This is a genomic window from Legionella sp. JM-2024 (assembly GCF_055389095.1).
The window spans coordinates 1,467,559-1,491,590 of sequence record NZ_AP039388.1; the positions used below are offsets into that span (position 1 = coordinate 1,467,559).

Here is a 24,032-nt window from a genome sequence, read left to right on the forward strand (position 1 = left end):
TTACTCCAGCATTTTTTCAATAGGTAAGACCAGAATGGAACTGGCACCTAAATTTTGGATGGTTTCTAAAGTATTCCAAAATACTCCTTCACTGGAGACAACATGCACCGCAATTTTTTCCTGGTTCCCTGGCAATGGAAGAATGGTTGGCGACTCAGCCCCAGGTAACTTTTGGGCAATCCGTTCAAGGGCTGATTTGGGAGCATGAAACACTATGTATTTTCTTTCTTGAGCATGCTGGACAGCTTGAATTCTTCGTGCAAGCATCGCAAACAATTCTTGTACTTCGGGAACCAATTTTTTTTGGGTTTGAATAAAGACAGCTTGACTGTTTAATACTGTATCTACTTCATTTAGTTTATTATCTTCGAGCGTTTGACCAGTGGATACCAAATCACAGATTACGTCAGCCATTCCCATCCGTGGGGCTACTTCGACGGAGCCTGACAATATTAAAATTTCTGCACAAATTTTGCGTTCATCCAGATAATTATTGAGTAAATTTGGATAGCTGGTTGCAATGCGTTTCCCATCTAAACTTCCTGGTCCCTGATAATCAAATGATTCTGGTACCGCTATGGATAAACGACAAGTACAACTACCCAATGACAATATTTTTTTAAAGTCTTTATTAGGTCTGTTAAGGGAAGCTTCTAATAATACATTTTCACCTACTATCCCTCCGTCACACAAACTATCGAATACGAGAGTAGGGATATCATCATCTCGAACAAATAATAAATCAATTGGAAAATTATCCACATGAGTGAGTAGGGCGTTAGGCTTAATACGAAATTTTAAACCACAACGTTGCAGGAGATTTAAGGATTCATCGGACAAACGGCCTTTTTTTTGTAATGCTAAACGTAAACGATTTTTCACAACTTCTCCAATCTTTCGGCAATTAAACGATAACCTCCTGTTCCAAAGCTCAAACATCGCGCAACTCGAGTGATAGTTGTCACGCTTACCCCTGTTTCTTCATGTATGGTTCTGTAAGGAATACCTTCACGTAGTAGTGGAACAACTTGCCATCTATCAGACATCGATTCCAGTTCGGCGGGAGTACAGAGATCCGTAAAAAACTGTATGGCCTCTTGTTCATCTTTAATCAAACTTATGGCACGCATCAAATCAGGCAGAGCAGAATTTTTGAAAGAACCATGTATTTTCATATTAATGTATTATCACGATATAACATGATATAAATCTTAATGATTATCTTTATCATTGTCAATAAGTTAGTGAAAAAAAATTCTGGATCGTATAAAGTATATTCCTCTCAATACACGGAAACCGGATTTACGGAAGATCTCGGAATAAAGCGAATATTTTTACTATAGAGATAATAGAGGATCTGTTGACAATTCAATTTATAATATACTCTATAACCTCTACGTACCTTGGACAAGCAGCGGTACGTAGAGGTTATAGAGCAATTGTCAACAGACACTAAATGCCCTAAGTCTTGAGGAAATGTTATGAAACCATTTACTAGAGATATAGTTTTTACTCTTACAGTTAAAATGATACTGCTTGTCTTATTATGGTATTTCTGTGTTCGAGGCATGCACCCTGTACTTTCTAGTAATAAAGAGTGGTTGTTAGGAAAAGAAGAACCAACTGTACTTACCCAAAATAACAAGAGGTAGTTTTATGATTCCAGCTGCTGAAGTTGTTGATTTATCAAGATTACAATTTGCACTAACTGCGCTATATCACTTTTTATTTGTACCTTTGACGCTTGGGTTATCGGTGATGTTAGCTATTATGGAAACAGTTTATGTGATGACTGGCCGTGATATATGGCGGCAGATGGTGAAATATTGGGGAATTTTGTTTGGAATAAATTTTGTATTGGGTGTTGCTACTGGTCTTACCATGGAGTTCCAGTTTGGTACGAACTGGGCTTATTATTCGCACTATGTTGGAGATGTATTTGGCGCCCCGCTGGCGATTGAGGGTTTAATGGCCTTTTTTCTGGAGGCTACTTTTGTGGGTCTATTTTTCTTTGGCTGGAATAAGTTGTCCAGGTTGAAGCATATGACGTGCACCTGGCTATTGGCCCTGGGAACCAATCTTTCTGCTTTGTGGATTTTAATTGCCAATGGATGGATGCAACATCCGGTAGGGGCTTATTTTGATTATCAAACAATGAGAATGGAAGTAAGCAGTTTTTATGAAATGCTGTTTAATCCTGTTGCCCAGGCCAAGTTCGTACATACGATCAGTGCGGGATACGTAACAGGTGCCATGTTTGTCTTATCCATAAGTGCTTATTTCCTTTTACGTGGACGCAACATGGCTTTTGCCAAGCGTTCGATGACTGTTGCTGTATCTTTTGGTCTGGCTTCCGCTTTGTCTGTTGTAGTGTTGGGAGACGAGAGTGGTTATGTCGCTAATGAAAACCAAAAAATGAAGCTGGCGGCGATGGAAGCCATGTGGCATACAGAAAAAGCACCTGCTGATATGACAGTTTTTGGTATACCAGATGAGAAAAATCTTACAACAAAATATGCTATAGACATCCCTTATGTATTGGGCATTATTGCCACTCGCTCATTTAACACACCATTAGAGGGAATTTATGAATTAATTGAGCAAGGAAAATTAAAAATCAAGGATGGAATGATCGCTTATGACGCATTGAAGGTTTTACAAAAAGATCCAAAGAATGAACAAGCAAAAGCGGTGTTTAAAGAACATGGTGAAAATCTTGGTTATGCTTTATTGCTTAAGAGGTATACAGAAAATGTCACTGATGCAACTGAAGCACAAATTAATCAAGCAGCCCAGGATCTAAAACCTAAAGTAATGCCCATGTTTTTTTCATTTAGAATCATGGTGGCCTGTGGGTTATATTTTATTCTCCTTTTTGCAACTGGATTTTATTTATCTGTAAGACATCGATTAGAAAAAACACGTTGGTATCACAGGATTGCGTTTTATTCATTACCATTACCGTGGGTAGCTGCCGAGCTAGGGTGGATAGTAGCAGAATACGGTCGTCAACCTTGGGTGGTTGAAGGCATTCTACCGACTTTTATGGGGGCTTCTTCTTTAACATCAGGTCAAGTAATGACTTCCATTGCTGGTTTTGTCTTATTTTATACTGTTCTAGCAGTAGTCGAGCTTTATTTAATGGTCAAATATATACGTCTTGGCCCAGATGGCATGACTTATAAGTGATGAAAGGAGAATCAAATGCCTTTGGATTATGAAACACTTAGAATAATTTGGTGGTTGTTAATTGGTATTCTGTTAATTGGTTTTGCTGTCATGGATGGATTTGACCTTGGAGTGGCAATGTGGCTTCCATGGTTAGGCAGAACAGATATTGAAAGACGGATTTTAATTAACAGCATTGGCCCAACATGGGAGGGAAATCAAGTATGGTTTATATTGGGCGGGGGTGCTATTTTTGCAGCTTGGCCTACACTATATGCCTTATCTTTCTCAGGTTTTTACCTGGCGATGCTGGTAGTTCTTTTAGCTTTGATTTTAAGACCAGTAGGTTTTAAATACAGATCCAAGCTAGATAATCCAACCTGGAGATCGTTTTGGGATTGGGCTTTATTTACTGGCGGATTTGTTCCAGCTTTGATTTTTGGGGTGGCAGTTGGAAATGTTATACAAGGAGTTCCATTTTATTTTGATGAGAGTTTAAGAGTCTTTTATACAGGCAGTTTTCTTGAACTACTCAATCCGTTTGCATTAGGATGCGGCTTATTATCTGTGTTAATGCTAGCTATGCATGGTGCATTTTTCATTCAGGTTAAAACAATAGGAGTTTTACAGCATAGAGCGAAGACAAGTGCTCGATGGAGTGCGATTTTAGTTATTCTTTTGTTTATTGGGTTAGGGTTTTGGACTTATTATGGTATTGATGGGTATGTTTTAAAAGGAACCGTTCTGCACGATGGCCCATCAAATCCCTCATATAAGGATGTTGTTGCTCAGGCAGGTGCATGGTTTAATAATTATAAAGAGTATCAAGTCACTCTTTTAGTTCCAGTTTTATGTGTGCTATCTGCATTTTTAGCAATTATTTTTACAAATAAACATGTGTTTGCTTTCGTGTTGAGCGGGCTTAGTGTCAGTACTTTGGTAGCGACAGTTGGTGTCAGTATGTTTCCTTTCATATTACCGTCCTCATCAAATCCAAAATACAGTTTGATTGTTTGGGATAGTTCTTCCAGCCAGCTTACTTTGTTCATTATGTTGGTTGCTACAGTATTACTATTACCCATTGTGCTTGCCTATACGGCTTGGGTTTATCGAGTGCTGCGAGGTAAAGTAACAGAGAATTCTATTAAAGCAGAGCAGGATTCTGCATATTAGGGGGTCAGTTATGTGGTATTTCTCCTGGATTTTAGGTACAGGCTTAGCTTGCGTGTTTGCAGTTCTCAATGCTGTTTGGTTGGAGCTCAGGGAAGAGGATGTGAAATAGAAAATAATGGGTTAAATGCAGGATATTGTTGGGCTTTACTAAAGCCCAACATTTGAGAGTGAAATATTTGATATATTTTAGGGGAACCAGTTAACAAGCTCCGTAACGTTCCTGATAGTCTTCCAATTTTTTTACTTGTTCGTGTTGATTGGTATTTTTCAAGTATTCTATTAAATCAAACAAATTGATAATAGAATAGACTTCAATTCCTTGTGCCCTGATTTCAGAAAGTGTTGATTTCTCAGTTAATCCTCGTTCGCATCTATCCAGTGCAATAATTACCCCTTGAAGAATGCCACCATTGTCTTTGATTAGTGCTTGTGATTCCCTGAATGCAGTACCAGCAGTAATTACATCATCTATAATTATCGTCTTTCCTGTTAAAGGAGAGCCAATTAGTTGTCCACCCTCCCCATGGGTTTTAATTTCTTTACGATTAAAGGTTACAGTGATGTTTTTACCTAGCTCTGCTAATGCCACTGCTGCTGAAGTAGCGAGTGGTATACCTTTGTATGCGGGTCCAAATAGGTGTTCAAATGAAACATCATGCTCTAAAAGAGTTTTTGCATAAAACTGACCTAATTGATGTAAGGCAATGCCATGATAAAATAAACCAGCATTAAAAAAATAAGGGCTTATGCGACCGGATTTTAAAGTAAACTCGCCGAATTTTAGCACTTGGCATTCCAGAGCTAATTTTATAAAAGATGATTTGGTATGATTCATTCTGATTTCCTAATACAAAATTTAATTGAAAACAAATACATATTTTGAAAAAAGTCCTTAACAATCAATAAAAAACTGATATGCTAATCACAGTGCAGGATATTATGCTTGCATGGAAAAGGGTTTATTATAGCGCAAATAGCTAACTTGCGAGTGATTTATTTTTTCACTTTGGATTGCGCTAAAATGAACGTTTATTTATTTAAATAACAATTTTGCTGTATAGTGTAAGTCAAAGGGGAAATGCGAATGTCGCAAAGAGAAACAGGCCATGTTAAATGGTTTAATGAAAAAAAAGGATTTGGTTTTATTGTTAATCAGAAAGGCGAAGATATTTTCGTGCATTACAAAGACATTCAAGGAGTAGGTTTTAAAACGCTGCATGAGAATGATCCAGTTACCTTTGTACTTGATCGAGGACCTAAGGGTTTGAAAGCACAAAATGTGGTTATAGCTAGTGAGTCAGCGCACACAGAAGAATAAGCCAGATCATTTCATTTGGTAAAATTGTTTTGGTATTTTACTTTTAAAAAATCCTTAAAGTATCGGTATACCATAGCTTGTCTCTGAGAGTTTGACATAATTTATAGTCTAGTGCTGCATCAAAAACACCTCGCCCGCGAAAGATACAGGAGTAAGGGTATGGATTATCTGTGGGCGTGGGTGGAAAAGCACGATTCAGAATGAATTCGTTTCAAAGCTCTGTGTCGAATTCTCAGTGCTTGGTTGCGAAATAATAGGAACTCAGAATAATACAGACTGGCTTTTACCACTGATCAAATACTTTATATAGCAAATCTCAGTCTTTTGAATCGATTTTAGTAGTTTATTTTTATTGTTATTTCAACTTCTTATAATTTTTATATTGAAAGAGTCTGTTTTTTTGGCTATAGATTAATAAATAAGATCTAAAACTGTTCACAATAAGATTTGAGGGAGGTGAAAAATGTTACTTCCTATTCAGGTGACATTCCGAAATATGGACCCATCACAAGCTGTCGAAAGTAAAGCGCGAAAACTGGCGAATAAACTTGATAACCTTTGTGACAAAATAATGGGCTGCAGGGTAGTTATTGAGTCTCCTCACCGTCATCATAACAAGGGGAAACTGTATCATGTTCGTATTGATCTTACAGTACCGGATGCCGAGTTGGTAGTGAGTCATGAGTCATCGGACAAACACGCACACGAAGACGTCTATGTATCCCTCCGAGATGCGTTCAATGCGCTTGAACGTCAGCTTAAAAGTTATGCAAAACAGAGACGTGGCCATATTAAACGTCATGAAGATTCAATTCGAGGCGGGAGAGTTCTTGAAGTTTGCCCAATGGCTGATTATGGTTACATTGAAACATTGGATGGGCGTTTAATTCGTTTCACAGGGCAAAGTATTGTTGATTATGACATCAATAAATTAGAAATTGGTGACAGAGTTCGGTTTGTTGAAACCGTGCAGAATAGTCGGGAAGCGGCAGCCAGTACCGTTTATGTTGAGGGTAAGCGTCATATCATCAATTGATAAAGATAAAAGCTGTGTTTCTAATTTTATTGTTTTCTATCGAATAATTGTTAGTCGACAGTTTCAAGTAAATGATTCAAAATTTTAGGGGAAAATCGTTTGTATTGATAATCGAGAAGAGATTGATTAACACATAAAGGGAGTTTGTCATGCCAGTCAAAAATCTTAAAGAATTTCTTGATGCTCACAAGATAAAATATTTATCCGTGGCTCATTCTCCCGCTTATACTGCTCAAGAAATAGCAGCTTACGCTCATGTCTCAGGAAAACAGTTAGCAAAAACAGTCATTATTAAAATGGATGGTCACTTAGCTATGGTTGTGTTGCCGGCTAGTGACCATGTTACATTTACAAAACTACAAGAAGCTACTGGTGCTACCAGTCTTGAGCTTGCCACAGAATCTGAGTTTCAAGGAAAATTCGCAGAATGCGATGTGGGAGCTATGCCTCCATTCGGTAATTTATATGGTTTACCTGTATTCGTATCAAGTAAACTTAGTAGCCAGGATAATATTTTATTCAATGCTGGATCTCATTCTGAATTAGTACAACTTTCTTTCAGCGATTTTGAAAAATTAGTGAAGCCTAAATTAGTAACACTCTAAGGATATGATGGATTTTTTAAATTATCCAAAAGCCGAATCAGGAGTTCGTGCAGCTTTATTTTTTCATCTGCTGAAAAACCAGCTAAAATCTCGTTGTTGAGTGTTTTGGAACATTTATCTAAATTTTTTTTGGATAACTTTGCTTGTTCAGTAAGAAAAATATGAACAACTCTTCGATCCAGAGCACTTGGCTTTCGGGTAATAAAGCCATCCCGCTCCATTCGATCCAGGGTTCTTACAACGGTAGGCTGTTCCACTTCAAGCAATTGTACCAATTCTGATTGTGTTAACCCATCCTCATTATATAACTCCATAAGGATATAGGTGTATGCATGATTCATGGCGTAGGGTTTAATGAGTTCATTGGCACGTTTGATTAATAAACGATTGGTTTTTTTTAGTAGGGTAGAAACATGCATATGATTTCCAATTTATATAGCTTGCTATATTATAACAAGCTATGTTATTGTCTGCAAATTGTTTTAGGAGATGTCTATGAAACGTTTAGCAATCTATCAAGTGGACGCATTTGCTTCAAATTTATTCAAGGGTAATCCTGCAGCAGTTTGTCCTTTAGATGAATGGTTGAGCGATGGCACAATGCAGGCGATTGCAGCTGAAAATAATTTGTCTGAAACCGCTTTTTTTGTTCCGGAAGGTGATGGCTTCAGGATCAGATGGTTTACTCCCAATGAAGAGGTAGCATTATGTGGTCATGCGACTCTTGCCAGTTCTTATGTGCTTTTTAATCAATTGGGGTTTTCAGGAAAGGACATTTTATTTCAATGTCTAAGCGGAGAGCTATTGGTTAAAAATACAACTCAAGGTTTGGTAATGGATTTTCCTTCATTACCTTATAAAGAAATTGATCTTAAGTCAGAGTTACTGAATTTGAATTTAAAAAAACCATTTAAGGTGTTTCAAAGTCAATTTGATTTGATGTTTGTGTACCAAAATCCAGAGGAAGTGAGTACAGCAAAGCCTGATCTGAGTAAAGTAGCTCATCTTGACTATAGGGGATTAATATTAACTGCCCCAGGTCAATCAACAGATGTATATTCTCGCTGCTTTTATCCAGGATGTAATGTACCTGAAGATCCTGTGACTGGGTCAGCGCATTGTGTTATTGCACCCTATTGGTGTGAGCAATTAGGAAAGAACGGAATAACAGCTTTGCAGGGTGGCGTTAGGCAGGGTGATCTTTATTGTGAAGTGAGAGAAAATAGAGTGTTGATTTATGGAAGCTGTCATCTTTACTTGGAAGGAAGGATATATTTGCCATGAAGTATTTGACTACATCCAGGCTTTTGTTAAGAGCCTGGAAAGATGAAGATGTTGAACCTTTCTACAAGATGAACCAAAGCTCTGTAGTTATGGAGTATTTTCCTGAATTATGGTCTATGGATATGGTTCAGTCTTTTATTGTCAGAATGAATGAGCAGTTATCCAGGGAAAACTATACTCTTTGGGCTGTTGAAGAGAAAGAGAGTAAACAGTTTATTGGTTTTATTGGTTTGAACCATCCAACATGGGATGCTCACTTCACTCCTTGTGTAGAAATAGGGTGGCGTTTGGCTGCTGAATTTTGGGGTAAGGGGTATGCCACTGAAGGAGCAAAAGCAACGCTTGAATACGCTTTCCAGGATTTGCATATCCCTGAAATAGTTTCCTTTACTGTACCCGATAATTTCCGTTCGAGGCGAGTTATGGAGCGGATTGGGATGACCAGGGATTTTACAGGAGATTTTCTACATCCTAAATTAGCTCCTGATCACAAGTTAGCAAAGCATGTTTTATATCGAATACGGAATCCGTTCTAAAATTTTAGGGGTCTGTAAATGCTCACCATCCTAAGATTAGACAAGTTGACTAAATAATAACTTTAATGCCAATACAATTAAAATAGCACCTGTAATACGCTCAACCCAATGACTAATTCTTTGAAATTTTGCACGCGTATTTTTTCCAGAAAGACTGAATGCAACAAAGGAAAACCATAACAATGTTTGAAGAAAGAGTAGGGTTGCCAGGAATAATTTGCTGGAACTTGAAATGTCTTTGGGCATAAGTACTGAAAACAGACTAATAAAAAAGAGCATGGCTTTAGGATTAAATAAATTCGTTATAAATCCATTGAAAAAAGCTTCAATTGGTTTTAAATCAATGGACGTTGTATAACTTCCCAATTTGTCTGTATTTGGACTAGTTCTTAGATTTTTTAAGCCGATATAAAAGAGGTATCCAGCTCCTATATATTGGATGATATGAAGTAACAGAGGTTTTTTTGTAATGAGCAGACCCAACCCGAGGAGGGTGTAACTGATATGAATCAGGCTGCCTAAGGATATTCCTAAAGCAGTTAGTAAACCACTTCTTCTTGAATAAACCAAGCTGTTTTTGACTGTGATAGCAAAATCTGGTCCAGGACTGACTAATGAAATAAAAACTAAAATAATTAAAGGTAGAAGTAGGGTAAATTGATGCCATTGTTCCATAGTGACTCCAGATTTTTTACTAACGGGCTTACGACAAGCCCCAATCTCTTCATTATAAAGCGTTTTAATTCGGTCATTTGGTTTTGTCTAAATTCTCTCATTAAAACACCTTTGTTTCGATCCATGGGTGTTTTTCATAAGCCTTGATTAAGTTGTTTCAGTTAATATCATAACTAATTTTTAAATGCCCTTTTTTAATTTTATATTTGGTTAACATAATACTTTTTATATTATTTAAATTATCCAAATGTGTTCCTCCACAGGGTTGGAAAGGGTAGTTTCCTATACGAATCAAACGGATTTTTTCTCCTTCTGGTATTGAAAATGGCAAATCAGGACAATATTTTGATATTTGTTCTCCCGCAATAAACAGAGATTCTACAGTTAGATTTGCCCCAATAGTTTGGTTTAATTCATTATTCAGCATATTTAAATCAATTTCAGCTCTTGAAGTACTGGATATAAATTCAACGTAAGCTTCTCCAGGGAAGTGATGCCCTTTAATCGCTTTCAATTCAGGATATATTTTTTCTACAAGATTACTTAGCAAGTGGCCAGCTGAGTGAAGTTGAGAATGTTTTAATCGGATTTCTTTATTAATGTGACAATGAACTTCCTGGTTTTGAATAAGAGAAGCCGGGTGTTGAGTGTAATGTCGAACTTCATTATTTATCAATTTAACATGATGGATGGATACAATATCTTCATTACTGGTGGTCATAAACCCTTGATCAGAAGGTTGGCCTCCACCTTGGGGATAGAAGATAGTTCTGTCAAGAATAATATAGCTTCCCATCTCATCTACTTCTTGTTTAAGAAAGATTGCTTTATGTTCAAAGAGGAAGGGATTGTTTAAATAGCACAAGATAGTCTTCATTTATAATAAAAATACATAAAATATGGAATTATTTTAATATTAATTTATAATATATGCAATAATAAATATCATGTATTTAATAAGAGAGATCCAAAATGGCTTATGATCCAATTGATTTACTTAGACAATATTCGAGAAAATTGGTGAGAGAGTTAGGTATGCTGCAATTAAATAAATTAGACGCAAAAGAGCAGCCTTCTTATTGGCACACTTTAATTGAGATAAATAAAGAACCAGATATTACTATTTCCAGACTCAGTCAATCGTTATTAATTTCATTACCTACTTTATCTCGAATAGTTACTTCTCTAATTAAGGATAAATTGATAACAGTAAACGAAGGACTGGATAAACGAGAGCGCTTTTTAAGAATCACGAATAAGGGTAAGGAAAAGGTACATTATATTGATGAATACTCTAATACCAAGATTAAAAGAGCATTTCATTTTTTATCTAACGAAGACAGGGAACAAATCATTACTGCAATAGGTAAATATTCTCAAGCCTTAGAGCAAAGTCGTCTAATTCGTGATCAGATTAAGATTTTACGCTTGTCAACTTCCAGAACTTTGCGTAAACAAATTGTTCGTATGATTGAAAGCATTCAGGTTAATGAATTTCATCTTTCCATTACTCCTGAAATCAATGCATCAATTTTAAAGGCTGAAGAGGAGTATTGCTATTATAACAGTTGTAATTTTTGGTATGCAGTGGATAAGGAGGGAGGCCTTATCGGTTGTATAGGTTTGAAGAAGTTAAATGATACTGTGGGTGAAGTAAAAAAGTTTTTTATTACTGCAGAGTACCGTGGATTAGGTTTGGCTCAACAATTAATGCTGATTTTAGTTAAAAATGCCATAAAGCATCGATTGAGAAGGCTGTTTTTAGGAACAGTCGAACAGTTAAACGCAGCAAGACGTTTTTATGAAAAAAGTGGGTTTGTTCTCATTAATAAAGAATCTCTGCCTAAAGAATTTGAATTCTGTCCTTTGGATACTCATTTTTATTATTGCGAAATAGATAAGTTAAATAAGAACTTAAGAGAACTGATGTAAATATCCTAAATGCGTGTTCTTTCTTCTTCTCTTTTATTAATGATCTTTAACCTAAGGTGTGAGCAATTTTTTAAGGTATGAAATGTTATGATAGCAGACTCCAGCTTATGTACTAATTTTTTTATATTTACGGGAGGACCAGGTTCTGGCAAAACTGCCCTATTGAACGAGTTAAATAGTCGGGGTTATTCCACTGTCCCTGAAGCAGCACGCTCTATTATTCAAAAACAACATGCCAGTGGAGGTGATGCCATACATACTGGAAATAGAAAGGCCTTTCGTGATTTGATGCTTGAGCAATCGATTGCTGATTATCATAAGATGCAATCAGAGGAAAAAATGGTGTTTTTCGACCGAGGCATACCTGATTTGTATGGTTACTCCAAAGTATTTTGTGAGGAGACAAATAAGGAAGTTAACGATGCCGTTTTGCGTTTTCGCTATAATAAAACAGTTTTTATTTTCCCACCCTGGCCTGAAATTTATGAAAATGATGTTGAACGTCAACAGGATTTTCAGGAAGCATTGAAAACTTATTATGCTGTAAGCGAAGGATACTTCGATTGTGGTTATGTATTAATAGAGATGCCAAAATGCTCTATTAAAGATCGGGCTGACTTTATTTTTCAGATAATAAGTAAAAACTAATTAGTCTATATACCTGTCACATGCATTTAGGCTTAAAGCATAGGCAACTATTTCTTTCTTATCATAAAATTTGATGTTCAGCTTTATCCTGAGGTATTAGCTGCCAATAATTTCTATGATATCATTTTGAAAATTTAATGATTTAATATCAATTCGTTATGTAACTGATTACTTGATTTATGTTACTGTTCAGAGAATTATGATTTTCGGCAGATTCCTGTTTTTCGCACACCAATAAAAGAATATTATGAAAAATTTTCTACATAAATTAAGAAGTTTGAGCTTACTTTTAGTTATCAGCGCATTGCCAAAGATTGCGATTGGAGAAGCCTCTTCCATAGAATCACAAAATGAACCTCCAAGTATAGGTAATTATGCTCTTCCCGCATCTCAGCAACCTGGTCCTTTCCTTTCGTTTGGTCAAGCTTTAATTGATAAAAATCAGGTGCAATTTTACGTTTCGCCGAACTATTTACATTTTAAAAATGAAAATTTCCTGACTATTTCTTCTTCCTTAGTTTATGGCTTATCTAATAAAGCATCCTTTTTGGTTTCAGTGCCTGTCGCTATAAACTATGTTAATGAAACATCGCGTTCTCATGGTTTGGGGGATACATACTTTCAAGGAGAATATGCTTTTTATGAAAATTCAAATTTCAGATACACTGAGCAAATGACTTTTGTGGGAGGATTGACTACTCCAACAGGTTCAGTAAATAAAGACCCATCGACCGGTATTGGTTCTGTTAGCTATTTTTTAGGAGGAACTTACAATCGAATGTCAGTGGATTGGCTAGGGATTGCTTCTACCGGATTAAACGTGATAACAAAACACCATAGTATGAAATTAGGAAACCAATATTTATATCAAATGGGTCTAGGTCGAAATATTAAAAGCGTAACTGGAAAATATATTTTTTTTGGTCTGGTTGAAGTGAATGGAATCTATATTGAAAAAAATAAATTTATAGGAGAAATTGACCCAAACTCGGGTGGGAACCTTGTGAACATTATTCCTTCCTTGTGGTTCTCGACTAAAAAATTGTTTTTTCAGTTAGGATTGGGCATTCCGATTTTTCAAGCTCCAAATGGGGATCAGAATAAAATTCATTATAATCCTGTTGCGTCAGCAGGAATAACATTTAATTAAATGTTTTATTATTTGTTATTATTGATGATATCGCCGGTAAAGCGGGGAATGCGTCGAGTCGTGTCATCATAATCTATAAAGGTTTATTTAAACGGAATCCAAAAGACCTTTGCATGATGAAGGGGCATTACTTGGGACTAAAGTAATTAGAAAAAATACCATCCAACAAGTCTGATAAACTTGTCGCATGGTAATTTACTGGAAAATTTAATATCAAGCATTTAATAATTGGATGATAGAAGTATCAAACTCAGGGAAAACTCCTATCACGATTGCAGCAGCCAGCATCATGACACCCACATAACGAAATATAGACTTATTTAAATGCGAAATAAGTAATCCAAGGCCGACTCCAATACTTAATAAAATTAATGAAGAAATTAAACAGCCCGCTATAAAAAATGGCATGCTATATATTAAATTATATTCAGTAGTCATCGCATTACCTTGGAAAATAGCGAAGAGGCCAATAAGACCTACTGTCAATAACAAAGATACGCTGGTACGCCATGACAATAAGGCTGCACAAATTACTAGAGACGCCAAAACACCATACTGAAGTAGCGGAATAGCTATACCAGACACATTTAGTATACCACCTAATAATATCGCTACAGTAAAGACTAAAGGAACGCTCCATAAGGCGCGGCCTCCAATTTGGGCAGCTATGAGTCCTACCGCCACGGTAAATAACATGTGATCTATTCCGTGTATAGGCATACTGAAACCTTGCAAAAAGGGATCATTCCTCATAAATTCAGCATGATGAGCAAATGCAATGGAGGGGATTAAGACAGCCAGTACCGCAACAAAAATTGTGCGTAAGGAAATTTTAAACATGATCTTTCTCCCTCTAAGTGCCAGGTATCGAATCAACTGTCCAGTCAACTCTTGGAATGGCGACTCCTATCATCGTATCTCTGGTTACAATCGTTGCCAGTTTTTCTTCACTCCAATCCTCTGTACCTTCAGGTCGCAAAGGTAAAATCATAAAACGTGTGCGTTGATTGGAGTCGTGAACTCGCACTTCCACATCAGGTGGAATAATAGTACCAAATTCAGCTAGTACTTGACGTGGCCATCGGACTAAACGACGTCTGTAGTTAGGTCTTTCATACCAAGCTGGCGCTATACCCAATAAAGGTCTTGGGTAGCATGAGCATAAAGTACATACCATGGTATTATGAAGTTTGGGTGTATTTTCACAGACGATTAAATGTGTATAATCACTAGGAGTACCTTCGCCTGTAGGTTTTAACCAATCGATTCCCAATTCTTTACAAGCAGCAACCCCGTCAGTGAGCAAACGCTTTTTAAATTCAGGGTCTACCCATGCATGAGCGACAACTCGTGAACCTGAATAATACCCAAGGTTATCATACCATTCCGTAAAGCGACGGTGATCTTCGCGTGAAAACAAACCCTTTTCGATTGCAAGTTCACGAATAGCTGTTTCAAGAATAGTAAATTCTATCGCTTCATCATGCTCTTCTATGGGTTCATGTAAATGATTATCCTTCATTACTTTTTCTCCTTTTTTCTATTCTCTTTTGCTGGTTCAAGCCAGCGCTCTGAGAATTCTGTCTCTAAGGTATCAATTGGGCTACCGCCATAATCCTCCCATAATTCATTTAACTTGAAACGAACCAGGTAAAATCTCTCACGGCGTCCTTCATATCGACCCCACGCTTCATCTTCTGGAATAACCCATTCTGGTCGTAAAAGAACAATTTCTCCTGTATGTCCGCGTGTGTAACCTTGGGTTCTAGTATGAAACAAAGAAGGCAAATTACTCACTGTTACACGATCGCCTATTTTATATTTATCCATCTAGATCTCCTCGCGCTTTCTAACTTCTGCCATTTTGTTCATTAATTCATCTGGAGTGATATGCCCTTTATCAAGCAACATTTTGGCCATTGCAAGTAACCACCTTGCATAGTAAGGTGTGCCAAAATAAATAGTTTCACCAAGATCGTTTTCTCGTCTTCGCCGCTCTTCTGCTACCCAATGACCTCTCCAAGCCAAACATTCCGCGGTACAATGAGTATTCTTTTCCCATAAAGTAGGTTTATGTGTTGATTTATCGAGAGGACCATCTGGTTGCCCACCAACGTCATGAACTACATGCAATACAGCTTCTGCATGTTTTTGCGTAATAGTAAGTGGTATATTCAGTTCATTATATCTAACTGGTGTATGTGATCTAATCATCTCCAATAAAACTGAGTAATCATTAGATGAGTTCTTAGTCATGCTTGCCCCCTAAGTAATGATACTTAAATGGTCAAATTGAATTTAAAATGATCGTGAATAAATTATAGTCTACCACCATGGGTTTTACCAATTGGATAACAAAAAGAGGAGAATGAGTACTTTCTTGTCAAGTCAATTTTTGCTTATCCCTTAGTGAGTACAATTGGCAGTGCGAGGATATCATCCGCTACATTTTTCTATGGTGTTTATCATTTACTTTCAATCAATACAGCAATATCCTTCTCGATATTATTTTTGTTAAGCGCAAATGGAGCGTTAATGACTACAAGTTTTATGTATCTTCTAAGACAGAGAAGATTTTTACCGCTATTCCTGACGCAGTTTTTTGGCGCTTTTAATGATAATGCCTATAAGTTAGCGATGTTGACAATGATTAGCTATCGTTTAAGCCATACACAGGGAGAATCAGAGTCTTATCAAGCTATTGCAGGTGGTTTATTTATACTACCCTTTTTTATTTTATCTGCCACCTCAGGTCAATTTGCTGACAAATATGATAAGGCTTTATTGACACGCCTGGTTAAAGTGTTGGAAGTACTGCTAATGATTATTGGAGGTATCGCTTTATACAGAGGTAGCATTTTTTTAATGATGAGTACTTTGACAGGAATGGGTATACATTCTACGTTTTTTGGACCTATCAAATATGCTATTTTACCTGACCATTTACCTAAACAGGATTTATTAGCTGCAACAGGCTTAATTGAGGCGAGTACTTTTGTTGCAATTTTATTAGGGACAACCTTGGGTACTTTATCTATTGGAACCACAAGTTCAGTACCTTATGTCGCTATTATCATGACTTTAAGTGCCGCTTTTTGTGGTTTGATTTCTAGTTTCTTTATTCCTCCAGCCCCATCAGCTCTACCGGGTTTAAAAATGGATTTTAACCTTTGGCGTGCTACTGCAAAATTGCTAAAGCAAGCAAAAAAAGAGAATGGAGCTCTTGTATCCATTTTAACGATTTCCTGGTTTTGGCTGATTGGTGCTGTTATGCTGACCAAATTACCCGATTATACTCATTATGTTCTGGGAGCTAATACTTCTGTTTTTGCCTTATTCCTCGCTTTGTTTTCAATAGGAATAGCCTTAGGATCTCTTATGATCAATTGGTTATTGAAGGGTAAAGTGAATCTTTCTGCAGTGCCAATAGCTATGTTTGCATTTACTTTTTTTACCTTTGATTTATATTGGTCATCGCCTGGTGCCGTTGAATTAAATGAACCTTTGTTAAATATATTAAATTTCTTTACTTCTTTTAATCATTATCGCATTGTCTTTGACATGTTTATGTTGGCATTTTGCGCCGGTCTATTCGTAGTTCCTTTATATACCTACCTCCAAATTATTAGCCCAATTGAGAACAGAGCTAGAACAATAGCAGCAAACAACATTTGTAATGCGTTATTTATGGTGACAGGGACCTTGCTGGTGATGCTCTTATTGTATTTTAATTTTTCAATTCCTCAGGTTTTTCTAATACTATGTCTTTTGAATTTGGTTGCAGCTCTGTTTTTAATCGTTGGATTAAGGATATTGAAAAATAATTCACACGAAATGGCTTAATTACTGGCTAAATAATTTTTGAAGGATCATTAATTTATTATTATTCAGTATTGCAACGGCTTTTTTGTGAATAAATCTGGATAGTAATCCAGGTCTTAAAGCATAAGAATGTTGGTACATGTTAACTCTGGTATTCCACAGAGATTCAAAACACATAGCCTCAATGGTTATGAATGTTGCTACAATGATAACCAATCTTTTGCAGGTAAAAAATCCGTGTATAATTTTTCTTCTTCACTGCCTTTTTCGGGATGCCAATTGTACTCCCAATGAACAATTGGAGGGAGAGACATCAAGATGGATTCTGTTCTTCCACCTGATTGCAAACCAAATAAGGTACCGCGGTCATAGACTAAATTAAATTCTGCATAACGTCCTCTTCGGTAATTCTGGAATGTTTTTTCTCGTTGTCCAAAAGGATGGTCTTTGCGTCGAATGACTATTGGTTCGTAAGCAGGAATAAAATGATCTCCTATGCTGCGCATGAGATCAAAGCTGTGATCAAAACTGATTTCATTGTAATCATCAAAAAATAAGCCACCAATACCACGGGCTTCATTTCTGTGCTTAATAAAAAAATAATCATCGCACCAACGTTTGAATTTATGGTAAATGGTTTCCCCAAATGGCAAGCAAGCATCCAAGGCAGTTTGATGCCAATGCTGACAGTCTTCAATAAATCCATAATAGGGGGTTAAATCAAAACCTCCACCAAACCACCATACAGGTTCCAGCCCTTCTTTTTCAGCGACAAAAAAACGAACATTGGCATGTGTTGTTGGAACATAAGGATTTTGTGGATGAATAACCAGAGAAACTCCTAATGCGCTAAAATGCCTTCCCGCCAATTCTGGTCTTTGTGCGCTGGCTGAGGGAGGCAGCTGCTCCCCTGACACATGTGAAAAATTGACCCCGGCTTTTTCAAATACACTCCCGTGGGTCATGACTCTTGTTTTACCTCCGCCTCCCGCAGGGCGTTGCCAGGAGTCTTCAATAAACCTGGTTTTGCCATCCAGGGCTTCCAAAGAAACACAAATTGTATTTTGCAGTTGAAGCAGATAAGATTTAATATGTTCTATTGCATTATAGGGAAGTGTTTTTGAGATTGACATGATGAGTTACTCCACACCGGGCATTACAGCTTAGAGTCCTCATTTTCTCATTCTTTAGATATTGGCACAATGTTTGCTTTGTTATAAATAACAGGTTTTTCATCATTTCGACTTTCTCGAGAAGTCTAGAAACAAGCATGAAGTGATTCATGGCTTTAGACAGTATAGATAATATCAAAATGGTGGGTAAGCTTTAAATAATCATAAGACAGGAGTGAATATGGCCATTAATCTTGATTCCTATTTTGGGATTCATGCCAAGGCATTAATTGCAAGAGATCAGCGAGCTTCAGTTCTTGCAAATAACTTAGCTAATGCTAATACACCAAATTTTAAAGCCAGGGATGTTGATTTTAATGACGTCTTGGCTGCGACTATGGCCAGTGACACCCGGCAACTAAGAGTTACTTCAGACAATCATATTAATACCAATGCTGATTTTACAGCTCATATGAAATATAGAATATCAAATCATACTTCTTTAGATGGCAATACAGTCGATAAGGATATGGAAACAGCAGAATTTGCCAGGAATGCATTGAACTATCAAGCCAGTTTGAACTTTTTAAATAGCAAAATCAAATCCATGATGGCCGCATTGAAAGGGGAATAATCATGTCATTAAACGCAATTTTTGATATTGCAGCTTCTGCAATGACTGCAGAAACTGCCCGTTTGACTACGAGCGCAGGTAACATGAGTAATGCGAATGTTGAAGCAAGCAGCCCAGAGGAAGTGTATCAAGCCAAATACCCCATTTTTAAAGCAGTCCAAGAGAATGCCAATCAATGGATGGGAAATCAGATTAAGGCTGGTGTGAAACTTGAGGGCATTCATGAGAGCGACGCTGAACCACGAAGAAGATATGACCCTAATAGCCCTATCGCGGACAAAGATGGTTTTGTTTATACATCGAATATCAATTATGTTGAGGAAATGGCCAATATCATTTCAGCTTCTCGTTCTTATCAAATGAATATTGAATTACTAAATACAACCAAACAACTCATGCAAAGGACAATGCAATTAGGTGAATAAGGGGAAAAGGAATGACCACGAATTCAGTAAATGCTTCCAATTCGGCAAATAATTTGGGTTTGAATCAAGTTGATTCAGGAAAAAAACAAAATTTGGGACAACAGGATTTTTTGCGTCTGATGGTAGCTCAAGTACAGAATCAAGACCCATTGCAACCACAGGCTAATGGGGAATTTTTATCTCAATTAGCTCAATTTAGTACTAATGACGGAATCACAAAAATGCAAGAATCATTACAACAACTGGCTTCTTCTCTGCAATCAAATCAAGCGCTACAAGCGTCCGCTTTGGTTGGCCGCAAAGTATTAGTAAACAGTGATTCACTGAGTTTAGGGACAGAAGGGGATGTAAAGGCTGCCATTGATATGGCGCCTGGTGTTGCAAATCTCAGTGCTTCAATCTATACAGAGTCCGGGGAATTGATAAAAACCATTCCTTTGGGGCAGCCAGAACCTGGATTTTTCCAATTTAGTTGGGATGGTACAGACCAAAGTAATCAACGTATGACCGCAGGCAAATATACTATAAAGGTCAGTGGTACTTATAGTGGACAGGAAGTAGCATTGAAGACTATGACTTCAGCCAATGTTGATAGTGTCAGTCTTGGCCAAAATGGAGAAGGCTTGAAGCTTAATGTAGCTGGAATAGGTTCAGTGTATTTAAATGAGGTAAGACAAATATCAGTATAAATGGGTTTTAGTCATCGTTGTTTTATGGAAACGGTGATGGAAGTCATTAATGCATCCCTTTAAGCAATCAGGGAAATGCTAAAAAATTATAAAGCAGGAGGCTATTATGGTTTTTAATACAGCATTAAGCGGAATTCAGGCATCAACCAGAGATTTGGATGTTATAGGGAATAATATAGCGAATTCAGCAACGGTAGGGTTTAAGGGATCAAGAGCTGAATTTTCAGATATTTACGCTTATAGTGCTTATGGGACAGGCAGTAATGCTGTAGGTGGTGGCGTAAGGCTATCACGAGTACATCAATCATTTGCCACAGGAACATTAAGCACCTCAAATAATACCCTTGATCTTGCTGTGAATGGTTCCGGTTTTTTCATTCTAAGTGATCAGGGCGCAAAAATTTATACCCGTGCCGGACAATTTAAACTGGATAATCAGAATTATATAGTCAATGCGAATAACCAACGTTTGACTGGTTTGCTATCGGATTCCAGCGGTGCAATCACAGGAGCTTCGGGTGATTTACGAATAAACACTGCCAACATTAGTCCCAGAGCAAGTACTAACGTTACAGTAGGCGTTAATTTATATTCACAAAGTAAGGCTCCTAATGTGGATTGGGTAGGTGGAGCCACTCCATCAAGTGATACTTACAATAATGTCAGCTCTTCAACTATCTATGATAGTTTAGGGAACTCTCATGTTTTGAGCATGTATTTTATTCATGCGGATTCAACGGCTGTCGCTGGTGCACCGAATGCCGCATCACCAGCAGGTACAGAAAATCAATGGTATGTTGCTTTTCAAATAGATAATCAAAACGCTCCTGCTAATGCTGGTGCTCAGAATACCAATAATTTATTCAGAGCGAATTTTAATCCGGATGGCTCATTCGCAGGAGTGTTTGATACAGCAAACGCTGCATTACCAAATAATTTAATCCCTTTGTCATTCAATTTAAATAATGGTTCCAATCCCCTAAATTTTACTGTCGATTTATCAGATAGCACTCAATTTGGAAGTCCTTTTGCAGTGCAAGCCACCTATAATGATGGATATACAACAGGTAGTCTTGCCGGATTGGATATTGATGATTCAGGGAAGATATTTGGCCGGTATACAAATGGTCAATCCTTGTCAATGGGACAGATTCAGCTGGCTAATTTTGCTGATCCTGAAAGTTTGCAAAATTTGGGTAATACCAGTTGGGCTGAAACCATTTCTTCAGGGCAACCTTTAGTTAGTGCTCCAGGAAGTGGTGGACTAGGATTAATTAACTCAGGAAGGCTTGAAGAATCAAATGTGGATTTGACGAGTGAGTTGGTCAAGTTAATTAGCGCTCAACGAAATTTCCAGGCGAATGCTCAAACGATTCGTACTGGTGATGCGATTACTCAAACGATTATTAATATTCGTTAGGAGATAAATCATGGAGCCGATTCTTTATAATGCCATATCCGGTGGCCGTTCAGATTTTAAACGACAGGAAATAATCGCCAATAATTTGGCGAATATTAATACCCCTGGTTTTAAGGCTGACTTATACCAGGCACAAACCATGTATATGAATGATGCTAATGGGAATAATAACTTAAATGGTCAGTCGTTTGTTATACAAAATTCTAATGGCGTAGATACTTCTCCAGGCGAAATCATTACAACTGGTCGAGATTTGGATGTGGCCATTGATGGAGATGGGTGGATGGCAGTTCAGGATAGTAAAGGGCGTGAAGCCTATACCAGAGGTGGAAGTTTACGTCTGGACCCAAATGGCCTGTTAATTACTGCCTCAGGTAAATTGGTTTTAGGTGATGGAGGCCCAATTTCTATCCCGCCTGCTCAATCTATAGAGATTGGCTCAGATGGAACGATATCGATTGTTCCTTTAGAAGGTGATGTTAATTCTCTGGCAATTTTAGATAGGATTAAATTAGTTACTCTAGATAAAAATACCATTTATAAAAATGATGAGGGCTTGATACAACTAAAACAAGGCTCTATTGCGGCCGCCAACAGTAACATTAAATTACAAAATGGTGCCTTGGAGGGAAGCAATGTGAAGGCAATTGATCAAATGGTATCGATGATCAGTGCAGGTCGTGAGTTTGATGCTCAAATGAAGGTATTATCAGCAGTTGATGATAATGGACAAAAATTGGCACAACTATTGCAAGAATAGATTAAATAATTTGATTAGCGCTTCAGCTAACCCAAGATTTTTACAAAATCTGAAATAACAGCTAAGGCCGGTTTAATAATAAGAATAATAGCAGGAGGCCGTCATGGAACCAGCATTATGGGTCAGTAAATCAGGTTTGGAAGCTCAAGATAAAAATATTGCTACTATCGCGAATAATCTTGCTAACGTGAATACTACAGGTTTTAAAAAAGGACGTGCTTTATTTGAAGATTTGATTTATCAAAACCTTCGCCAGGCCGGTGCTCAATCTTCACAAAATTCACAAATTCCAACCGGTATTAATATGGGTACAGGAGTTCATTTAGTCGCTACAGAGAAAATATTTAGTCAAGGCGGTATCCAGAACACTCAAAATGCATTGGACGTAGCAATTGAAGGTCGTGGTTTTTTAACAGTTTTAATGCCAGATGGTACTCAAGCCTTTACACGCGATGGAAGCCTTAAGACGGATAATACTGGTCAAGTGGTTAACAGTAATGGGTACCCGCTCCAGCCAACTATTACTGTACCTGCGCAAACCACAAAAATTACTATCGGAACAGATGGTACGGTCAGTGCTTTGGTAGCTGGGAATAACGCCCCATCAGTCATAGGAAATATCCAATTAACTGATTTTATCAACCCGGCTGGTTTACAACCAATTGGTCAAAACTTGTATGTTGAAACAGTAGCAAGTGGTACACCTGTAACAGACAACCCTGGTAATTCCGGGTTAGGTACTTTATTGCAGGGTTCGTTAGAGTCATCCAATGTGAATGTAGTTGAAGAATTGGTTAATATGATTCAAGCACAACGAAGTTACGAAATTACAGCCAAAAGCATACAGACTGTGGACAGTATGCTGCAATATTTAACACAAACTCTGTAAGTGAGTCAGGCTATGAATCGATTTCATTTGGCTGCTGCTTGTTTCGCAACAACTTTATTGATCGGGTGTGAGGCGCTTCATCCTCCTGCTCCAGGCAATGATCCGGATTATGCACCAACTTATCCGGTAACCCCCGATCCTAAGGAGCTGAGAAAGGTAAGTGGCGCTATTTATAGTAATGAGACAGCTTTGCCATTATTTGAAACGCCAAGGGCCAGACATCCTGGGGATATATTAACTGTATTTTTGGTTGAAAAGACTGATGCCCAGAAGAATGCCACTACTACCCAGAAGAAAAATGATACAGAAAAAATTACGAATAAGCTCTTTTTAGGTAGACCAATATCTCTCGGAAGCGGTTATAGCATGGACTTTGATTTGGATAATCAAAGACAATTTACCGGTGACGGAAAATCAATACAAAACAATAGATTGGCTGGTAGTATTTCAGTGACAGTAGCTAAAGTATTGGCAAATGGCAATATGATTGTTCAAGGTGAGAAGTGGGTTAGAATCAATCAGGGTAATGAATTTGTGAGACTTTCAGGCATAGTGCGTCCCCAAGACATAAGAGCAGATAACTCCATCACTTCCGATAGAATTGCCAATGCTAGAATTTCATATGGTGGAACTGGCCAAATTAATAATACGAATGCTCAAGGATGGTTATCAAGAATTTTATGGGGACCTTTATTCCCAACTTAATTGATAATTACTGAGAATAGACCTCTTGCATAACCTGTACAACGCAGCAAT

At 37.4% G+C, this 24,032-nt stretch carries 31 protein-coding genes; 20 read left to right on the forward strand and 11 right to left on the reverse strand.

Going from position 1 to position 24,032, the window contains the following annotated elements; genetic code table 11:
- Both hisG and ACZ5EK_RS06450 read right to left on the reverse strand, forming a co-directional pair.
- Complete coding sequence (gene hisG, locus ACZ5EK_RS06445) at window positions 1-882, reverse strand: ATP phosphoribosyltransferase (protein ID WP_464432013.1); 882 nt, start codon at window positions 880-882, stop codon at window positions 1-3.
- Window positions 879-1,175 carry a YerC/YecD family TrpR-related protein gene (locus tag ACZ5EK_RS06450; protein ID WP_464432015.1) on the reverse strand — a complete coding sequence of 99 codons (297 nt, stop codon included), beginning with the start codon at window positions 1,173-1,175 and terminating at the stop codon, window positions 879-881. Before ACZ5EK_RS06450 ends, hisG begins: the two co-directional genes overlap by 4 nt.
- A gap of 306 nt (window positions 1,176-1,481) precedes the next feature.
- Here ACZ5EK_RS06450 and ACZ5EK_RS06455 point away from each other — a divergent pair, with 306 nt between their 5' ends.
- From ACZ5EK_RS06455 to cydX, 4 genes are read left to right on the forward strand one after another with little or no spacing between them, the layout of a single operon-like run.
- Complete coding sequence (locus tag ACZ5EK_RS06455; protein ID WP_464432017.1) at window positions 1,482-1,652, forward strand: cytochrome oxidase putative small subunit CydP; 171 nt, start codon at window positions 1,482-1,484, stop codon at window positions 1,650-1,652.
- Window positions 1,653-1,656: 4 nt separating this feature from the next.
- Entirely contained in the window at window positions 1,657-3,189 is a 1,533-nt protein-coding gene (locus ACZ5EK_RS06460; protein ID WP_464432018.1) for a cytochrome ubiquinol oxidase subunit I, read from the forward strand.
- A 15-nt stretch (window positions 3,190-3,204) separates the two neighbouring features.
- Window positions 3,205-4,341: a cytochrome d ubiquinol oxidase subunit II gene (gene cydB / locus ACZ5EK_RS06465; protein ID WP_464432020.1), complete on the forward strand. Its 1,137-nt coding sequence runs from the start codon at window positions 3,205-3,207 to the stop codon at window positions 4,339-4,341.
- A 10-nt stretch (window positions 4,342-4,351) separates the two neighbouring features.
- On the forward strand, window positions 4,352-4,450 hold the full coding sequence (cydX, locus tag ACZ5EK_RS06470; RefSeq protein ID WP_041173748.1) for a cytochrome bd-I oxidase subunit CydX: 99 nt from the start codon (window positions 4,352-4,354) through the stop codon (window positions 4,448-4,450).
- A 90-nt stretch (window positions 4,451-4,540) separates the two neighbouring features.
- Here cydX and pyrE read toward each other — a convergent pair whose 3' ends face one another.
- The gene (gene pyrE / locus ACZ5EK_RS06475) at window positions 4,541-5,176 is read right to left on the reverse strand and encodes an orotate phosphoribosyltransferase (protein WP_464432021.1); all 636 of its coding nucleotides are present in this window, start codon (window positions 5,174-5,176) and stop codon (window positions 4,541-4,543) included.
- A gap of 249 nt (window positions 5,177-5,425) precedes the next feature.
- Here pyrE and ACZ5EK_RS06480 point away from each other — a divergent pair, with 249 nt between their 5' ends.
- The 3 genes from ACZ5EK_RS06480 (at window position 5,426) to ACZ5EK_RS06490 (ending at window position 7,300) form a co-directional block, all read left to right on the forward strand.
- Window positions 5,426-5,659, forward strand: coding sequence for a cold-shock protein (locus ACZ5EK_RS06480; protein WP_464427200.1), 234 nt, complete (start codon window positions 5,426-5,428; stop codon window positions 5,657-5,659).
- A gap of 463 nt (window positions 5,660-6,122) precedes the next feature.
- Window positions 6,123-6,695, forward strand: a complete 573-nt coding sequence (locus ACZ5EK_RS06485) for an HPF/RaiA family ribosome-associated protein (RefSeq protein ID WP_464432023.1) — start codon at window positions 6,123-6,125, stop codon at window positions 6,693-6,695.
- A 149-nt stretch (window positions 6,696-6,844) separates the two neighbouring features.
- Window positions 6,845-7,300, forward strand: a complete 456-nt coding sequence (locus tag ACZ5EK_RS06490; protein WP_464432025.1) for an aminoacyl-tRNA deacylase — start codon at window positions 6,845-6,847, stop codon at window positions 7,298-7,300.
- On the opposite strand, the gene ACZ5EK_RS06495 is transcribed toward ACZ5EK_RS06490, so the two are convergent.
- Complete coding sequence (locus ACZ5EK_RS06495) at window positions 7,297-7,719, reverse strand: MarR family winged helix-turn-helix transcriptional regulator (protein ID WP_464432027.1); 423 nt, start codon at window positions 7,717-7,719, stop codon at window positions 7,297-7,299. The two genes, ACZ5EK_RS06490 and ACZ5EK_RS06495, sit on opposite strands and share 4 nt — an antisense overlap.
- A 76-nt stretch (window positions 7,720-7,795) precedes the next feature.
- Between ACZ5EK_RS06495 and ACZ5EK_RS06500 the strand changes: the two genes are divergently transcribed.
- Both ACZ5EK_RS06500 and ACZ5EK_RS06505 read left to right on the forward strand, forming a co-directional pair.
- Window positions 7,796-8,584 carry a PhzF family phenazine biosynthesis protein gene (locus ACZ5EK_RS06500; protein WP_464432029.1) on the forward strand — a complete coding sequence of 263 codons (789 nt, stop codon included), beginning with the start codon at window positions 7,796-7,798 and terminating at the stop codon, window positions 8,582-8,584.
- Entirely contained in the window at window positions 8,581-9,120 is a 540-nt protein-coding gene (locus ACZ5EK_RS06505; protein WP_464432030.1) for a GNAT family N-acetyltransferase, read from the forward strand. Before ACZ5EK_RS06500 ends, ACZ5EK_RS06505 begins: the two co-directional genes overlap by 4 nt.
- 36 nt (window positions 9,121-9,156) lie before the next feature.
- Here ACZ5EK_RS06505 and ACZ5EK_RS06510 read toward each other — a convergent pair whose 3' ends face one another.
- Window positions 9,157-9,795 (reverse strand): LysE family translocator, encoded by a 639-nt coding sequence (locus ACZ5EK_RS06510; protein ID WP_464432031.1) that lies wholly within the window; start codon window positions 9,793-9,795, stop codon window positions 9,157-9,159.
- 157 nt (window positions 9,796-9,952) lie between these two features.
- The gene (locus tag ACZ5EK_RS06515) at window positions 9,953-10,660 is read right to left on the reverse strand and encodes an alanine--tRNA ligase-related protein (RefSeq protein ID WP_464432033.1); all 708 of its coding nucleotides are present in this window, start codon (window positions 10,658-10,660) and stop codon (window positions 9,953-9,955) included.
- A gap of 107 nt (window positions 10,661-10,767) precedes the next feature.
- On the opposite strand from ACZ5EK_RS06515, the gene ACZ5EK_RS06520 reads away from it, so the two are divergent.
- From ACZ5EK_RS06520 to ACZ5EK_RS06530, 3 genes are all read left to right on the forward strand, one after another.
- Complete coding sequence (locus ACZ5EK_RS06520; protein ID WP_464432035.1) at window positions 10,768-11,727, forward strand: bifunctional helix-turn-helix transcriptional regulator/GNAT family N-acetyltransferase; 960 nt, start codon at window positions 10,768-10,770, stop codon at window positions 11,725-11,727.
- Window positions 11,728-11,814: 87 nt separating this feature from the next.
- Window positions 11,815-12,375, forward strand: a complete 561-nt coding sequence (locus tag ACZ5EK_RS06525; RefSeq protein WP_464432037.1) for an AAA family ATPase — start codon at window positions 11,815-11,817, stop codon at window positions 12,373-12,375.
- Window positions 12,376-12,622: 247 nt separating this feature from the next.
- Entirely contained in the window at window positions 12,623-13,525 is a 903-nt protein-coding gene (locus ACZ5EK_RS06530) for a hypothetical protein (RefSeq protein ID WP_464432038.1), read from the forward strand.
- A gap of 213 nt (window positions 13,526-13,738) precedes the next feature.
- Here ACZ5EK_RS06530 and ACZ5EK_RS06535 read toward each other — a convergent pair whose 3' ends face one another.
- The 4 genes from ACZ5EK_RS06535 to ACZ5EK_RS06550 are packed head-to-tail and all read right to left on the reverse strand — an operon-like array spanning window position 13,739 to window position 15,781.
- The gene (locus tag ACZ5EK_RS06535; protein WP_464432041.1) at window positions 13,739-14,365 is read right to left on the reverse strand and encodes a HupE/UreJ family protein; all 627 of its coding nucleotides are present in this window, start codon (window positions 14,363-14,365) and stop codon (window positions 13,739-13,741) included.
- Window positions 14,366-14,378: 13 nt separating this feature from the next.
- Window positions 14,379-15,047 carry a thiocyanate hydrolase subunit gamma gene (scnC, locus tag ACZ5EK_RS06540; RefSeq protein ID WP_464432042.1) on the reverse strand — a complete coding sequence of 223 codons (669 nt, stop codon included), beginning with the start codon at window positions 15,045-15,047 and terminating at the stop codon, window positions 14,379-14,381.
- Window positions 15,047-15,355 carry an SH3-like domain-containing protein gene (locus tag ACZ5EK_RS06545; RefSeq protein WP_014841447.1) on the reverse strand — a complete coding sequence of 103 codons (309 nt, stop codon included), beginning with the start codon at window positions 15,353-15,355 and terminating at the stop codon, window positions 15,047-15,049. Before ACZ5EK_RS06545 ends, scnC begins: the two co-directional genes overlap by 1 nt.
- On the reverse strand, window positions 15,356-15,781 hold the full coding sequence (locus ACZ5EK_RS06550; protein WP_464432043.1) for a hypothetical protein: 426 nt from the start codon (window positions 15,779-15,781) through the stop codon (window positions 15,356-15,358).
- Window positions 15,782-16,060: 279 nt separating this feature from the next.
- On the opposite strand from ACZ5EK_RS06550, the gene ACZ5EK_RS06555 reads away from it, so the two are divergent.
- Entirely contained in the window at window positions 16,061-17,368 is a 1,308-nt protein-coding gene (locus tag ACZ5EK_RS06555; RefSeq protein WP_464432046.1) for an MFS transporter, read from the forward strand.
- A 179-nt stretch (window positions 17,369-17,547) separates the two neighbouring features.
- Here ACZ5EK_RS06555 and hemF read toward each other — a convergent pair whose 3' ends face one another.
- Window positions 17,548-18,480 (reverse strand): oxygen-dependent coproporphyrinogen oxidase, encoded by a 933-nt coding sequence (hemF, locus tag ACZ5EK_RS06560; protein WP_464432048.1) that lies wholly within the window; start codon window positions 18,478-18,480, stop codon window positions 17,548-17,550.
- A 220-nt stretch (window positions 18,481-18,700) separates the two neighbouring features.
- Between hemF and flgB the strand changes: the two genes are divergently transcribed.
- From flgB to ACZ5EK_RS06595, 7 genes are all read left to right on the forward strand, one after another.
- Window positions 18,701-19,093 (forward strand): flagellar basal body rod protein FlgB, encoded by a 393-nt coding sequence (flgB, locus tag ACZ5EK_RS06565; protein ID WP_464432049.1) that lies wholly within the window; start codon window positions 18,701-18,703, stop codon window positions 19,091-19,093.
- Between the two features lie 2 nt (window positions 19,094-19,095).
- Window positions 19,096-19,518, forward strand: a complete 423-nt coding sequence (gene flgC / locus ACZ5EK_RS06570) for a flagellar basal body rod protein FlgC (protein WP_464432050.1) — start codon at window positions 19,096-19,098, stop codon at window positions 19,516-19,518.
- A gap of 11 nt (window positions 19,519-19,529) precedes the next feature.
- Window positions 19,530-20,207: a flagellar hook assembly protein FlgD gene (locus ACZ5EK_RS06575; RefSeq protein ID WP_464432052.1), complete on the forward strand. Its 678-nt coding sequence runs from the start codon at window positions 19,530-19,532 to the stop codon at window positions 20,205-20,207.
- Between the two features lie 106 nt (window positions 20,208-20,313).
- Complete coding sequence (flgE, locus tag ACZ5EK_RS06580) at window positions 20,314-21,627, forward strand: flagellar hook protein FlgE (protein WP_464432053.1); 1,314 nt, start codon at window positions 20,314-20,316, stop codon at window positions 21,625-21,627.
- Window positions 21,628-21,637: 10 nt separating this feature from the next.
- On the forward strand, window positions 21,638-22,387 hold the full coding sequence (gene flgF, locus ACZ5EK_RS06585) for a flagellar basal-body rod protein FlgF (protein WP_464432054.1): 750 nt from the start codon (window positions 21,638-21,640) through the stop codon (window positions 22,385-22,387).
- Between the two features lie 103 nt (window positions 22,388-22,490).
- On the forward strand, window positions 22,491-23,276 hold the full coding sequence (flgG, locus tag ACZ5EK_RS06590) for a flagellar basal-body rod protein FlgG (protein ID WP_464432055.1): 786 nt from the start codon (window positions 22,491-22,493) through the stop codon (window positions 23,274-23,276).
- Between the two features lie 12 nt (window positions 23,277-23,288).
- A complete protein-coding gene (locus tag ACZ5EK_RS06595; protein WP_464432056.1) occupies window positions 23,289-23,981 on the forward strand; it encodes a flagellar basal body L-ring protein FlgH in 693 nt (230 codons plus the stop codon).
- Window positions 23,982-24,032 lie beyond the last annotated feature (51 nt).

Coding starts and splice junctions, on each gene's coding strand:
- ACZ5EK_RS06450 (WP_464432015.1), bottom strand. CDS start 1,175: ATGAAAATACATGGTTCTTTCAAAAATTCTGCTCTGCCTGATTTGATG.
- ACZ5EK_RS06455 (WP_464432017.1), top strand. CDS start 1,482: ATGAAACCATTTACTAGAGATATAGTTTTTACTCTTACAGTTAAAATG.
- ACZ5EK_RS06460 (WP_464432018.1), top strand. CDS start 1,657: ATGATTCCAGCTGCTGAAGTTGTTGATTTATCAAGATTACAATTTGCA.
- cydB (WP_464432020.1), top strand. CDS start 3,205: ATGCCTTTGGATTATGAAACACTTAGAATAATTTGGTGGTTGTTAATT.
- cydX (WP_041173748.1), top strand. CDS start 4,352: ATGTGGTATTTCTCCTGGATTTTAGGTACAGGCTTAGCTTGCGTGTTT.
- pyrE (WP_464432021.1), bottom strand. CDS start 5,176: ATGAATCATACCAAATCATCTTTTATAAAATTAGCTCTGGAATGCCAA.
- ACZ5EK_RS06480 (WP_464427200.1), top strand. CDS start 5,426: ATGTCGCAAAGAGAAACAGGCCATGTTAAATGGTTTAATGAAAAAAAA.
- ACZ5EK_RS06485 (WP_464432023.1), top strand. CDS start 6,123: ATGTTACTTCCTATTCAGGTGACATTCCGAAATATGGACCCATCACAA.
- ACZ5EK_RS06490 (WP_464432025.1), top strand. CDS start 6,845: ATGCCAGTCAAAAATCTTAAAGAATTTCTTGATGCTCACAAGATAAAA.
- ACZ5EK_RS06495 (WP_464432027.1), bottom strand. CDS start 7,719: ATGCATGTTTCTACCCTACTAAAAAAAACCAATCGTTTATTAATCAAA.
- ACZ5EK_RS06500 (WP_464432029.1), top strand. CDS start 7,796: ATGAAACGTTTAGCAATCTATCAAGTGGACGCATTTGCTTCAAATTTA.
- ACZ5EK_RS06505 (WP_464432030.1), top strand. CDS start 8,581: ATGAAGTATTTGACTACATCCAGGCTTTTGTTAAGAGCCTGGAAAGAT.
- ACZ5EK_RS06510 (WP_464432031.1), bottom strand. CDS start 9,795: ATGGAACAATGGCATCAATTTACCCTACTTCTACCTTTAATTATTTTA.
- ACZ5EK_RS06520 (WP_464432035.1), top strand. CDS start 10,768: ATGGCTTATGATCCAATTGATTTACTTAGACAATATTCGAGAAAATTG.
- ACZ5EK_RS06525 (WP_464432037.1), top strand. CDS start 11,815: ATGATAGCAGACTCCAGCTTATGTACTAATTTTTTTATATTTACGGGA.
- ACZ5EK_RS06530 (WP_464432038.1), top strand. CDS start 12,623: ATGAAAAATTTTCTACATAAATTAAGAAGTTTGAGCTTACTTTTAGTT.
- ACZ5EK_RS06535 (WP_464432041.1), bottom strand. CDS start 14,365: ATGTTTAAAATTTCCTTACGCACAATTTTTGTTGCGGTACTGGCTGTC.
- scnC (WP_464432042.1), bottom strand. CDS start 15,047: ATGAAGGATAATCATTTACATGAACCCATAGAAGAGCATGATGAAGCG.
- ACZ5EK_RS06545 (WP_014841447.1), bottom strand. CDS start 15,355: ATGGATAAATATAAAATAGGCGATCGTGTAACAGTGAGTAATTTGCCT.
- ACZ5EK_RS06550 (WP_464432043.1), bottom strand. CDS start 15,781: ATGACTAAGAACTCATCTAATGATTACTCAGTTTTATTGGAGATGATT.
- ACZ5EK_RS06555 (WP_464432046.1), top strand. CDS start 16,061: ATGACTACAAGTTTTATGTATCTTCTAAGACAGAGAAGATTTTTACCG.
- hemF (WP_464432048.1), bottom strand. CDS start 18,480: ATGTCAATCTCAAAAACACTTCCCTATAATGCAATAGAACATATTAAA.
- flgB (WP_464432049.1), top strand. CDS start 18,701: ATGGCCATTAATCTTGATTCCTATTTTGGGATTCATGCCAAGGCATTA.
- flgC (WP_464432050.1), top strand. CDS start 19,096: ATGTCATTAAACGCAATTTTTGATATTGCAGCTTCTGCAATGACTGCA.
- ACZ5EK_RS06575 (WP_464432052.1), top strand. CDS start 19,530: ATGACCACGAATTCAGTAAATGCTTCCAATTCGGCAAATAATTTGGGT.
- flgE (WP_464432053.1), top strand. CDS start 20,314: ATGGTTTTTAATACAGCATTAAGCGGAATTCAGGCATCAACCAGAGAT.
- flgF (WP_464432054.1), top strand. CDS start 21,638: ATGGAGCCGATTCTTTATAATGCCATATCCGGTGGCCGTTCAGATTTT.
- flgG (WP_464432055.1), top strand. CDS start 22,491: ATGGAACCAGCATTATGGGTCAGTAAATCAGGTTTGGAAGCTCAAGAT.
- ACZ5EK_RS06595 (WP_464432056.1), top strand. CDS start 23,289: ATGAATCGATTTCATTTGGCTGCTGCTTGTTTCGCAACAACTTTATTG.